The organism is Methylotuvimicrobium buryatense, assembly GCF_005931095.1.
GTDB lineage: Bacteria > Pseudomonadota > Gammaproteobacteria > Methylococcales > Methylomonadaceae > Methylotuvimicrobium > Methylotuvimicrobium buryatense.
In genome coordinates, this window is record NZ_CP035467.1 from 1,319,034 (window position 1) to 1,332,298 (window position 13,265).

Sequence of the window (13,265 nt, forward strand, 5' to 3'; positions counted from 1 at the left end):
AAACGCAGCCTCGCTCCCACAGCGCACAGCGGCTTCGAATCCCTTGTGGGAGCGATCCCCAGATCGCGATTTCGAAGCCGTGAATGCTCATAAACAATAAGCGCTATCGAAGTCGCATTGGCTAAGATAGCAAGCCTTTCGTGACGCAGCAATTCCCAATTTGGAGATCAAAAAGGGTGTGGGGTATGCTTGGCGAGGATGTCGGCAGCGGGACAGATTTTTGCTCCTCGGCAATTGCTCCTGCATTGCCCTACTACACGCCATCCTTGGCGTAATGCAAAATCTGCATTCACGCCGTCCTTGGCGCTTAGCTGCCGCCAAGCCCCCATGGATGGGTTTACGGCGTTCCTCGACAGGCATACCCCACACCCTAAAATCGGCGAAACTGCTCAAACTGGGAATTGCTGGGTTATAGGTCTTGTTTAACATCTTCTTTTAAGTTGGGCCAATGACAGAATGCAAAAACCCATATCATGAAGATGTTAACGATCGGGACCAATAAACACAAAACCCAAGCCTTGTGAAGTCCGGCTTTGTCCATGATTTTCGTGCCTAGCCACATAACCAAGAGCACCATTAGCGCGATCAGAAAAACTTCCATCATGAACTCCTATCGTTTGTTTTTTGATTAGGCCATGGCAACAAGGCTAATTGTAAAAAAATCAATAGTAAGCCGAATCCCGGTAAAAAAACCAGTAATGCCCAGGCAGGATGAAAGCCGGCTTTTCGGTAAATCAACATCACGGGAATGACAATCATTAGCGCGACAATGATGATGCGTCCCATTTCAGGAAATACGTACATAAGCGTCTCCTTTTCGATATAGCGGCGATAGTACTACGACTTTTTAGTTAATGAAAGCCACTCGATTTATCTGATATTAAGAATTCAGATCCTTTTTTTACCAAGCAGGTGAAAGTGTTGTAGATCGTTCATGCTTAGACTTGGCTCAGCACGAACGGTCTACAATATACCCTTTGCTGGTCAAATTTCGGCGCCGGGGTGTCCGTCAAAGGACGCCGTGAAAACGTCCATGTAGGCTCTTTGACAGCATCCCTGCTGTCAAAGCCTTTGTCGCACACCCCGGCACCTCCATAGGCTAATGCCGAAAATTGAAGTGCGAAAGGTATACAAAGGGGAAGGCTAGCTTTAACTTGTTTTAAATACAGAGGGCTGAGCAATTTCCATGGCGGCGTTCGCGTTAAGTGTCGGTAGTCGCCAGGAGTTTATTGAGAGCATTGATATACAATTCACCCTCTATCGCGCGGACTCTTTGACCGAGCGATTCGACCGTGTCGCCGGATAACACAGGGACTTCTTTTTGTAGAAGCAACGGCCCTTCGTCATAGGCGTCGGTGACGAAATGTACTGTGGCGCCTGAGGCGGTTTCACCCGCTTGGAGAACGGCGGCATGCACAAAATCGCCATACATGCCTCGACCTCCGAATTTCGGCAGGAGAGACGGGTGAATGTTTAGTATTTTGCCGGAATAGGCCGATAATGTTTGCGGCCCGATTTTTTTCATGTAGCCGGATAATACGATCAATTCGGTCTCGGCGGACTGTAAGGCTTTTTTGATGGCTTGGTCTTCGTTGTCGGAGTGCGTTTTACTGCTGATATGGAAAACTTCGATGCCGTGAGTCAAGCACCAGTCATAAATTGCCGAATCTTTGTTGTTCGTGATTAATATGCCGATTTCAAACCCGGGCAATTCGCCGTGTTCGATCGTTTCGATGATTTTTCGTGCGGAGCTGCCGCCGTGTGAAGCTAAAAAGCTTATTTTCATAGATGTGATGATTTAACTAATGATTCGTAGGGCGCGCACCGCTAATTTTTTTAAGGCTTTCAACTGCTCTTTTTAGGTTTATGGCTTTATTCGTCATATCGGTATGGGTTGTCGATATCCTAGTTGCATGGATGTGAAGCTAAGTAACTGTCTAAAAACTATCTCCCGATTTTATCGGGTCCATTAGGCTAAACTTCGGAAAAAATAATGAATCTTAGCGAATTCGACCTCGATACCGTTTGTTGTTACTTAGCGCACCTTGCTCCGATTTCGCGATCTGGGGATCGCTCCCACAGAGCACCCGACGCTTTGTGGGAGCGACGCCTTCGTCGCGATTTCGAGGCCGAGAGCTTCAAACGACAATAATTGATGTCGAGGACTCATTGGCTAAGTATACCCTTTGCTAGTCAAATTTCGGCATCGGGGTGCCCGTCAAAGGACGCCGTGAATACGTCCATGTAGGCTCTATGACAGCATCCATGCTGCCAAAGCCTTTGCCGAACACCCCGACGCCTCCATACGCTAATGCCTAAGTTTGAAGTGCGATAGGTATAACTATTTAAAACCTGCCTCCCGATTTTATCGGGCGGAGTTACGTTAAACTTCGGTAAGTAAATGATGGACAGTTACTAAACATTGCCATCCGTGGCACTGGATTCCGCCAATCCCTGGCGGAATGACTCGTTCTTTTCTTAAGCTGGCGCTTATGCGGTACATATCCTACGAGGCTTTTTTGTCAAGCATTCTTTTGAGGAATCAACGTTTTTTGCCGAGATACAGGTCTGTGATCGTGCCGGCGACGACTTCGGATGCGAAAGCAAAGGTTTCCGATAAAGTCGGGTGCGGGTGAATCGTTAATGCGACGTCTTCGGCGTCAGCTCCCATTTCCAACGCCAATACGGCTTCGGCAATCAAATCGCCGGCATGCGGGCCGACGATGCCGGCACCGAGGATTCGGCCGGTTTCCTTGTCGCAAATGACTTTGGTCATGCCTTCGCTACGGCCCATGCTCAACGAGCGTCCGCTCGCGGCCCATGGGAATACGCCTTTGTCGATCTCTATGCCTTGTTCCTTCGCTTGGTTTTCGGTCAGTCCCATCCATGCGATTTCAGGGTCGGTATAGGCAACCGACGGAATCGTCAGTGCATCGAATGCGGCTTTGTGACCGGCGATGACTTCCGCGGCAATTTTACCCTCATAAGCGGCTTTATGCGCCAACATAGGATTACCGACGATGTCGCCGATCGCAAAGATGTGCGGGATATTTGTGCGCTGTTGTTTGTCGACTTCGATAAAGCCTTGTTCGGTGACTTGAATTCCGGCATTCTCGGCGCCGATTTTTTTGCCATTGGGTCGACGGCCCACGGCAACCAGCACGGCATCGAAAATCTCGGATTCGGGGGCTTTATCGCCTTCGAACGAGACCTTAAGGCCTTCTTCGAGGGCTTCGATTGCGGTCACGCGGGTTTCTGTCCAGATGGCTTCATATTGCTTTTTAATGCGGTTGTGTAACGGCCGAACCAGGTCTTTGTCGCAGCCGGGAATGATCTGATCCATTAATTCGACCACGCTGATTTTTGAGCCCAGGGCATGATAGACCGTTGCCATTTCCAGGCCGATGATGCCGCCGCCGACAATCAACAGTTTTTTCGGAATTTCGCGTAATTGGAGCGCTCCGGTCGAATCCCACAGACGCGGGTCGTCGTTCGGGAAAACCGGGATTTTCGTCGGCTCGGACCCGGCTGCGATAATGGCTTGATCGAAGCTAATCAATTGGGTGCCGTTTTCATTATCGACTTGCAATTGATTTTCCGATACGAACGAGCCGTTTCCTTGTATGCGCGTGATTTTTCGTTGTTTAACCAGGCCGTCCAAACCGTTATTCAGGCCTTTCGTAACGCTATCTTTCCAGCTCCTGATTTTATCCAGGTCGAATTTCGGTGCGCCGAAATCGACGCCATGGCCGGAAAACTCCTGTGCTTCATGAACGATTTGGGCCATGTGTAGCAGTGCTTTGGAAGGAATGCAGCCGACATTTAGGCATACGCCGCCCAATACCGGGTAGCGTTCGACGATGACGACTTGTTTGCCCAGGTCGGCCGCACGGAATGCGGCTGTATAACCGCCTGGGCCACCGCCGAGGACCAGGACTTCGGCATGGAGATTGGATTCGTTTGCAGCAGCATTTGCAGTCATGAGTATTCCTTATCAAGTATGCGTTTTGACGCCGAGCATCTTTTCGTCAATCGGTGTGTATCCGGCAAACGGTGCTCGACGTTTGAGTCTAGGCGCTTTTTTATAGTATCAACCGTCTGATATCGGTCAAAAAATCTGTTAATTTGACCATAAAACGAGCCGCTTCGGCACCATCGATGACTCGATGGTCATAGGTCATGTCCAGCGGTAGCATCAAACGCGGTTGGAATTCCTTACCGTCCCATACCGGCTGCATTTTGGCGCGCGTGACACCGAGTATCGCGACTTCCGGCGCGTTAACAATAGGTGTGAATGCGGTGCCGCCAATGCCTCCGAGACTGGAGATCGTCATTGAGCCGCCTTGCATTTCGTTCGGCATCAGTTTACCGGCACGAGCTTTTTCGCTCAATGTTGCCAGTTCAGCCGATAATTCATAAATGCTTTTTCGGTCGACGTCGCGCAGTACCGGGACGACAAGGCCGTTAGGCGTGTCGACGGCGATGCCTATGTGACAATATTTTTTCAGGATCAGGCTTGCGCCGTCCGGCGATAACGAGGCATTAAAATTCGGAAACTGTTTTAGCGCGTTTGCCAATGCCTTGATGATGAAGATCAAGCCGGTGACCTTAGCGTTTTGACTGTTTTCGGCATTGATTTGTTTGCGAAAGGCTTCCAATTCTGTGATATCGGCTTCGTCATGATGGGTCACCAATGGTAGGTTCAGCCAAACTCGGGTCATGTTTTGTCCGGTCAGGCGTTTGATTTTACTCAATGGCAAGACTTCAGTTTCGCCGAACTGCGAGAAATCCACGGCAGGTATCGGCGGTATGCCGGCTCCGGAAGATTTGATGCCTTCGCTGAGCGTTTGCTTGACATAGGCTTTGACGTCTTCTTTTAAAATGCGTCCTTTTCGGCCGCTGCCTTGTTTGATAAGACTCAGGTCGACGCCAAGTTCACGAGCGAATAAGCGAGTGGCCGGAGTTGCATGCGGAAGGTGTTGGCCGCTGGGTTCGTTATCGATCGGAGCGGCCGGAGCCGGAGCAGGGGATGCGGCTGCTGCCGGAGTGGCGCTTGTAACAGGCTTTGCTTCGGGAGCTGTGTCTTGCTCAGCCTCTTCCTCGGCTACCGATTCCGGTTCTGGTGCCGCTTCGTTTGCAGACGACTCGCTGATTTCGACGGTCGCGATGGTTACCCCTTGGGACACTTTGTCGCCGACTTTGATTTTTAGCTCTCGAACCGTGCCGGCGGTCGTTGACGGCATATCCATCGTGGCTTTGTCGCTTTCCAAGACGACTAAGGTCTGTTCGGTGACTATCGTATCGCCGGGTTGAACAAGAATTTCGACCACGTCGACTTCGCTGGAGCCGCCGAGGTCGGGTACTTTAATCTCAATCAATTCACTCATGTGCCAATTCCTTTAATTAAAGCCGCCACGGGGCAACAGTTTCCGGGTTAATGCCGTATTTGGCAATGGCCGTTTCGACTTTTGCGAGTTCGAATTCGCCGATATCCGCAAGGCTTTTCAGTGCCGCGACAGCGATATGATAACGGTTGACTTCGAAGAATCGGCGCAAGGCTTCGCGAGTATCCGAACGACCGAAACCGTCGGTACCTAAGACAGTATAAGGCGCCGATAAGTAAGGACGAATTTGTTCGGCATACAGGCGAACATAGTCGGTTGCGGCAATGATAGGCCCTTTGGCATTTTCAAGGCATTCGGTGACATGAGGCTTTTTAGGAGTTTCGGTCGGATGCAGCCGATTCCATCGTTCGCAACTGTGTCCGTCGCGGGCCAATTCGGTAAAGCTTGTGCAGCTCCAGAGATCGGCTGTTACGTTCCAGTCGTTTTGCAAAAGTTCGGCTGCGGCGATGGCTTCGCGGAAAATCGTGCCGGAACCCAGCAATTGCACGCGCGTTTTAGCGCGGCCGTCGCCTTTCTTGAACGAGTACATGCCTTTAAGGATCGACTGCTCGATACCTTTCGGCATTGCCGGGTGCTCGTAATTCTCGTTCATTACGGTGATGTAATAGAAAATGTCTTCTTGATCGACATACATCCGACGCAAACCGTCTTGAATGATCACCGCGATTTCGTAAGAAAAGGTCGGGTCGTAGGAAATGCAGTTCGGGACGGTTCCTGCAAAAATATGACTGTGTCCGTCTTCGTGCTGTAAGCCCTCGCCGTTGAGCGTCGTTCTTCCGGCCGTTCCGCCGAGCAAGAAGCCACGCGTGCGTTGGTCGGCTGCCGCCCAAATCAGGTCGGCGACGCGTTGGAAGCCGAACATCGAGTAGAAGATGAAAAACGGAATCATCGGCACGTTATGGGTCGAATAGGATGTGCCGGCCGCGATCCAGTCGCACATGCCGCCCGCTTCGTTGATGCCTTCCTGCAAGACTTGGCCGTTTTTGTCTTCTTTGTAAAACATTAATTGGTCCGCATCCTGAGGGGTATAGAGCTGTCCGACTTGCGACCAGATACCCAATTGGCGGAACATGCCTTCCATGCCGAAAGTGCGGGACTCGTCCGGCACGATCGGTACGATGCGTTTACCGATGTTTTTGTCCTTGACTAAAATATTCAGCATTTTGACGAAAGCCATGGTCGTCGAAATTTCGCGTCCTTCGCCGGTAGCTTCCAACAGCGATTTAAAGTCGGATAGAACGGGGACATTCAAGGCATAGGATTTGGCTCTTCTGTTCGGTAGGTAACCGCCCAATTCGGTGCGGCGTTCTTTCATGTAGGTCAGTTCTTTAGAGTCTTCGGGGAACTTCAGGTAAGGTAGGTCGTGTAGCTGTTCATTGGTTACCGGCAGTTCGTAACGGTCTCTGAATCGCGTCAGGGAAGTGACGCTCATTTTCTTTTGTTGATGCGAGATATTTTGGCCTTCGCCCGACTCGCCCATCGAATAGCCTTTGATCGTTTTGGCCAGTACCACGGTCGGTTGCCCTTTGTGGTTGACTGCGGCATGGAAGGCTGCATAAATTTTTGCAGGATCGTGGCCGCCTCTATTGAGTAACCAAATGTCCAAATCGGACAAATCGGCAACCATCGCTTTCAATTCCGGCGTGTTGAAGAAATGCTCGCGAACATAAGCGCCGTCTTTGGCTTTAAACGTTTGATAATCGCCGTCCACGCATTCCATCATACGTTTGACGAGTAGACCTTGATGGTCGCGGGCCAGCAGTTTGTCCCAATGGCGGCCCCAAACCAGTTTAATGACATTCCAGCCTGCGCCTCGGAAGGTGCCTTCCAGTTCTTGAATGATTTTGCCGTTTCCGCGAACCGGTCCGTCCAGTCGCTGCAGGTTACAATTGACTACAAAAATAAGATTGTCCAATTTTTCGCGGCCGGCCATGCCGATTTCACCGAGTGATTCAGGTTCGTCGGTTTCGCCGTCGCCAAGGAAACACCACACTTTGCGATTGGAGGTGTCTGCTAGGCTTCGGCTTTGCAAATAGCGCATGAAACGGGCTTGGTAGATCGCCATAATGGGGCCTAGGCCCATCGATACGGTCGGGAATTGCCAAAAGTCAGGCATTAGCCATGGGTGTGGATAAGAAGACAGACCGTTGCCGTCGACTTCTTGGCGGAAATTGTCCATCTGTTCTTCGGTCAGTCGGCCCAGTAAAAAAGCTCGGGCATAATCGCCGGGTGCCGAATGGCCTTGCACGAACAGTAGGTCGCCGTCGTGTTGCTCGGACGGCGCGCGCCAGAAATGATTTTGACCGACATCGTAGAGGGTAGCTGCCGATGCGAAACTGGCGATATGGCCGCCGACATTGGTGTTTTTGTTGGCACGAAGCACCATCATCATTGCGTTCCAACGGACATAGGACCGTATTCTTTGCTCGATAGTGGTGTTGCCTGGAAATTGAATTTGCTGATCGACGGGTATCGTATTGATGTAGGCGGTGGTCGCGCTAAACGGTATATTAGAGCCCGATTGTCTGGCGACGGCGACCAGTTTCTCAATCAGATACTGAACGCGGGTTTCGCCCTCGATTTCCATCACTGCTTTCAGTGCATCGATCCATTCCTGGGTCTCGATAGGATCGATATCTTCCTGTTCGACAACCGCAGGGCTTTTATTGTTTTTCATTTATAACTCCACTAATCAGGTAGGTTTGTCTGCCTGAAAATCGCTGTTAGTTTGTTGGTCATTTGTCGTTAGTAACGATTAGAACGCGAATTTTATAACGGTCAAGGGCCGCTTGTCTTGTTATTCGCATGTTTGTCTAAGTTGTTATGAATCGACCGGTGATGTTTTTGGTAGTTATTATACCGATTGCTAACCAAATTTCGGTGACGGCGTGCCTTCATAATTTTATCGTAGGGTGCGCACCGCGCATGATTTTGGTTCGTTTCGTTGGATTCGATGCAATGAAAAGCTGCGCGATGCACACCTTCTTGGGCGGTAAATGTCAACGTAGTTGTCGCATAATTTAAAAAGAACGGTAGTGTCGGTATTTTTCACCGCATTATCGGTCTGTTTCTCAGGGTTTAAACAAACTTTCGCCTGCCAATCCCCGTTTCGGGTGCTACGACACCGACGTTCCAGTATTTTGCGCCTTAGCGCCGTAGGATGGGTAGCAGCGAAGCGTAAACCCATCGCTTTATTTGAGCGAAGGGACGGTAATGGTAACGCAGCCATTAAGTAAGCCCGCGATTTATTACAATTTGGCAGGGCGGGGTTTGCAACCCTGTCCCGCAGAGAAAAGGGGTTAGGGGAGATTATTTAAATAAATCCCCCTCAATCCCCCCCTTTTCAAAGGGGGATGCAAAGTTCCAACTTGTTTTAAATGCAGAAGTCTGAATAGCTACTTCCATGATGGGTTTCGCTCCGCTCTACCCGTCCTACATTAACGTGCGCTGATTGAAACGACATCGCGTAGCGTGTGACCTTTATATAGCTGACGCGGTCGACCGATTTTTTGTTCTTCGTCGGAAATCATTTCATCCCAGTGAGCAATCCAGCCTATTGAGCGGGCCATCGCGAAAATCGCAGTAAACATTACGGTTGGGATGCCCAGTGCGCGCATTACGATACCGGAATAAAAATCGACATTCGGATAAAGTTTTTTCTCGATGAAGTAATCGTCTTCTAGGGCGATGCGTTCCAATTCAAGCGCCAGTTTGAATAACGGGTCATCATGGAGTCCTAGTTCGGTTAGTACTTCATGGCAGGTTTCTCGCATTAGTTTGGCTCGCGGGTCGTAGTTTTTATAAACACGATGTCCGAAACCCATTAATCTAAACGGATCGTTTTTATCCTTGGCTTTGTTGATGAACTCGCCGATTTTTGAGACATCGCCGATTTCGAGCAGCATTCTGAGTACCGCTTCGTTAGCGCCTCCGTGAGCGGCGCCCCAAAGGCAAGCAATGCCGGAGGTGATACAAGCATAAGGGTTGGCGCCGGAAGAGCCGGCCAGTCTGACCGTGGAGGTTGATGCATTTTGTTCATGATCGGCATGCAGAATCAAAATTCTGTCCATTGCTCTGACTAAAACCGGGTTTTGTACATAGTCTTCGCAAGGTGTCGCATGCATCATATACATGAAATTTTCGACATAACCCAATTTGTTTTGCGGGTACATGAATGGCATGCCGATGCTATATTTGTGGCTCATTGCAACGATTGTCGGCATCTTGGCAATCAGGCGGATAGCAGATAAATTTCGGTCTATCGGACACCGGATGTCGAGTTCATGATGGTAAAAAGCGGATAGGGCGCCGACCACGGCAACCAAGGTTGCCATGGGGTGGGCGTCGCGGCGGAATCCTTTATAAAAGCCGGTCAGTTGATCGTGAACCATTGTGTGATAAGTGATGTCATTGACAAACTCTTGCATTTGCCGGCCATTCGGCAATTCATCATGCAGTAATAAGTAGCACACCTCCATGAAATCGCATTTTTCAGCCAGTTGTTCAATCGGATAACCTCGATAAAGAAGGATTCCCTTGTCGCCGTCGATGAATGTGATTCTAGAACTACAGCTGGCGGTGGATGTAAAGCCCGGGTCGTATGTAAATGCGCCGGTATCACGGTAGAGCGTTCGGATATCGATCACATCGGGACCGATAGTCCCTTGAAGGACAGGTAGTTCGCATGAAATCCGATCGTCCTCATTCCGTATCGTTACTTGGTTGTGGTTAGTCATGGTATTACCCTTCTGTTAAGTATTCGTGATATCCCGGCCTGTTAAATTTATACCCAATAACGCGCGGGCGTTCTGTTATCAATAACTTTAATGCAACGGCACAAGCGTAAGGCTTTACGTATTTTTTTCAATGTCGGAATTCAAAGTACTGATTGCATAAGCTGTGTAATCAGTTTCAGTATTTCAGCGAGCTGCATACAAGCGACATGCTAAAAAATAAATAGGCGCTGACAGAGCGTTATTTCTTTACGGCATTCATAATTGCGGTTTTAGCTAATTCGGTAATTCTGAGCCAGTCCTTGGCGGCGACAGCATCATCCGGGGCTAACCAGGAGCCGCCAACACACGCAACATTCGGTAAGTTTAGATAATCGTTATAGTTACTGGCGGATATTCCTCCGGTCGGACAAAATGTAGCTGAAGGAATGGGACCGGCAATACCTTTCAGCATATTGACGCCGCCGGCTGCAGCGGCAGGAAAAAACTTAAAGTGATCCAGGCCGTATTCCATGCCTAACATCAGTTCGGAGATCGTTGATATTCCTGGGATGAGCGCGATATTGCTATTTGTCGCAGCTTTCAGTAATGTCGGTGTCAGGCCAGGGCTGATCGCAAATACGGCACCGGCTTTTTCGGCAGCCTGCAATTGCTCCGGAGAGGTTACTGTGCCTACGCCAACAATGGCATCCTTGACTTGTTCACTGATAAGCTTAATGGCATCGAGCGCAACCGGTGTGCGTAACGTGATCTCGAGGACTTTGATGCCGCCCTCGGTCAATGCTTGCGCCAAAGGCACGGCGTCCTCGAGATTTTTGATGACCATGACAGGCATGACAGGGCCGGCGTTCAGCACCGAGGAGGGTTGAAGTTTCCAATTGTTTTGTGTCATTTTAAGTGGTTTTCCGTTAGCTATGATTTTGCGCTTTGCTTTTTCCGTTCAAGTGGCCTGGCCGTTAGTCGTTGATGAAGACGTTGGTTGCCCCGGTTTCCGCGGAGGAGGCGTTTAGGCGAAAGCCTGCGAACAATTCGCGGCCCATGCCGTGATGATGATCTTTGGCATGATTTGCGGCCGGGCGGCGGGCATTGAATTCGGTATTATCGATCAATACATTGATTTCGCCGGTTTGTGCATTTAGACGAATCATATCACCATTGCGTACTTTTGCCAGTGGTCCGCCATCCGCGCATTCCGGGCACATATGAATCGCCGAGGGGACTTTGCCTGATGCGCCGGACATGCGCCCATCTGTTACCAGCGCAACTTTGAACCCTTTGTCTTGTAATAAACCCAGTGGCGGGGTTAGTTTATGCAGTTCCGGCATGCCGTTGGATTTCGGTCCTTGGAATCGTATGACCGCAATAAAATCCTTTTCCAGCTCGCCGCGCTTGAAGGCTGCCATTAAATCATCTTGATCATCGAAGACAACGGCCGGCGCTTCTACGATTTGATGTTCTTCTTTAACGGCGGAAACTTTCGATATGCCGCGTCCCAAATTGCCGTGCATGACATGTAAGCCACCGCTCTTGGCAAAAGGTTTTTCGACAGTACACAATACTTCGGGGTCAAGTGAGGTAGCCGGGCAAGGTTCCCAAGTCAATTGGCCGTCGATGAGTTTGGGTTCCTGCGTGTAGTTTTGCATACCCTGTTTGTCGGCGACAGTGATGATGTCTTCGTGCAGCAAGCCATTACGTAATAACTCACCGATCAACACACCCATACCGCCGGCGGCCTGGAAATGATTCACGTCGGCGGGGCCGTTCGGATAGATTTTGGCGATTAACGGCACAACTTTCGATAGATTATCGAAATCATCCCAATTGATCACGATGCCTGCTGTGCGTGCGATTGCTACTAAATGCATCGTGTGGTTCGTAGAGCCGCCGGTTGCGAGAAGACCGACGATGGCATTGACGATGGCTTTTTCGTCGATGACATGGCCTATAGGGCGGAAATCGTTGCCCAGTGCCGTGAATTTCAGTACCTGCTTAGTAGCCGCTTTAGTCAGTTCGTCGCGTAGCGGCGTATAGGGATTAATGAACGAACTTCCGGGCAGATGAAGTCCCATGATTTCAACCATCATTTGGTTGCTGTTCGCGGTACCGTAAAAAGTACAAGTGCCGGGGCCGTGGTAGGCTTTCGATTCGGATTCAAGCAGTTCCTTGCGCCCGATTTTGCCTTCGGCATATTGTTGGCGAGTGCGCGCTTTTTCTTTGTTGGTAATACCGCTGGTCATCGGGCCGGCCGGCACGAATACGGCAGGCAAATGACCGAAGCTCAATGCACCCATTAATAAGCCGGGTACGATTTTATCGCAAACTCCCAAATATAGAGCGGCATCGAACATGTCGTGGCTCAAGCTGATCGCGGTCGACATCGCTATCACGTCGCGGCTGAACAGGGATAGTTCCATGCCGGGTTGTCCTTGCGTGACACCGTCGCACATTGCCGGAACGCCGCCGGCGAATTGGGCGATGCCGCCGGCTTCTTTCGCCGCGGCCTTGATTAAATTGGGGAAATCTTTATAGGGCTCGTGAGCCGAGAGCATGTCGTTATAAGCGGAAACAATTGCGACATTGGCTTTTTGGTCTCCCGCTAGGTCTGCTTTTTCCGAAGCAGCGCAAGCGGCGAAGCCATGCGCAAGATTGCCGCAGCCGAGCGCCGAGCGATGAGGGCCTTTTTTAACCGCCGAATCGATTCTAGCCAAGTATAGGGCGCGGCTTTCACGGCTGCGTTCAATAATTTCTTCGGTAACTGAATTAAGAATGGGGTGCATGAAGTCTTCCTTCTAGTGGATGTCGCGTATTTATCGCAAATAACCTGAACGATAAATTAAAGAGCCTTTCTCGCTACGCTCGAGAGGTGGTTGCCGTTAAGTTATCTGGTTTTGGAGGGGGCGTCGGCTCGGCAGGCGTCGATGAATGAGCCGGATAAGACGAAGCTGCGTTGTTTTAAAGTTTTTTGCGATTGCATAGGCGATAAGGTAAAAGTGTTATTTAGCGGAAGACGATTGAGCGATTTGGCTATTGTTCAATCACCTTAAGCAAATATTAGGCCGTTAGGTCATTTGTTTATAAATATTTGTTATATATGTATTATTATTTCGCATTCGCTAGTATTCGAGTC

The 13,265-nt window shown here is 50.0% G+C and carries 9 protein-coding genes; all 9 read right to left on the reverse strand.

The genetic code is table 11. The annotated features are described in order from the left end of the window. Positions 1–409 precede the first annotated feature (409 nt). The 9 genes from EQU24_RS06065 to edd all read right to left on the reverse strand — a co-directional run bounded on the left by EQU24_RS06065 (position 410) and on the right by edd (position 12,915). A complete protein-coding gene (locus tag EQU24_RS06065) occupies positions 410–604 on the reverse strand; it encodes a hypothetical protein (RefSeq protein ID WP_341867678.1) in 195 nt (64 codons plus the stop codon). Continuing rightward, entirely contained in the window at positions 601–804 is a 204-nt protein-coding gene (locus EQU24_RS06070) for a hypothetical protein (protein WP_017840345.1), read from the reverse strand. The genes EQU24_RS06065 and EQU24_RS06070 overlap by 4 nt, the downstream gene beginning before the upstream one ends. A 397-nt stretch (positions 805–1,201) precedes the next feature. Then, positions 1,202–1,786: a phosphoribosylglycinamide formyltransferase gene (purN, locus tag EQU24_RS06080; RefSeq protein WP_017840344.1), complete on the reverse strand. Its 585-nt coding sequence runs from the start codon at positions 1,784–1,786 to the stop codon at positions 1,202–1,204. A gap of 756 nt (positions 1,787–2,542) precedes the next feature. After that, positions 2,543–3,982, reverse strand: a complete 1,440-nt coding sequence (gene lpdA, locus EQU24_RS06085) for a dihydrolipoyl dehydrogenase (RefSeq protein ID WP_017840343.1) — start codon at positions 3,980–3,982, stop codon at positions 2,543–2,545. A gap of 100 nt (positions 3,983–4,082) precedes the next feature. Continuing rightward, positions 4,083–5,387 (reverse strand): dihydrolipoyllysine-residue acetyltransferase, encoded by a 1,305-nt coding sequence (aceF, locus tag EQU24_RS06090; RefSeq protein WP_017840341.1) that lies wholly within the window; start codon positions 5,385–5,387, stop codon positions 4,083–4,085. A gap of 16 nt (positions 5,388–5,403) precedes the next feature. Then, the gene (gene aceE, locus EQU24_RS06095) at positions 5,404–8,082 is read right to left on the reverse strand and encodes a pyruvate dehydrogenase (acetyl-transferring), homodimeric type (protein WP_017840340.1); all 2,679 of its coding nucleotides are present in this window, start codon (positions 8,080–8,082) and stop codon (positions 5,404–5,406) included. A gap of 760 nt (positions 8,083–8,842) precedes the next feature. Beyond that, positions 8,843–10,141, reverse strand: a complete 1,299-nt coding sequence (gene gltA / locus EQU24_RS06100; RefSeq protein ID WP_017840339.1) for a citrate synthase — start codon at positions 10,139–10,141, stop codon at positions 8,843–8,845. Positions 10,142–10,379: 238 nt separating this feature from the next. After that, entirely contained in the window at positions 10,380–11,030 is a 651-nt protein-coding gene (locus tag EQU24_RS06105; RefSeq protein ID WP_017840338.1) for a bifunctional 4-hydroxy-2-oxoglutarate aldolase/2-dehydro-3-deoxy-phosphogluconate aldolase, read from the reverse strand. Positions 11,031–11,094: 64 nt separating this feature from the next. Next, positions 11,095–12,915, reverse strand: a complete 1,821-nt coding sequence (gene edd / locus EQU24_RS06110; RefSeq protein ID WP_017840337.1) for a phosphogluconate dehydratase — start codon at positions 12,913–12,915, stop codon at positions 11,095–11,097. Positions 12,916–13,265: the final 350 nt, after the last annotated feature.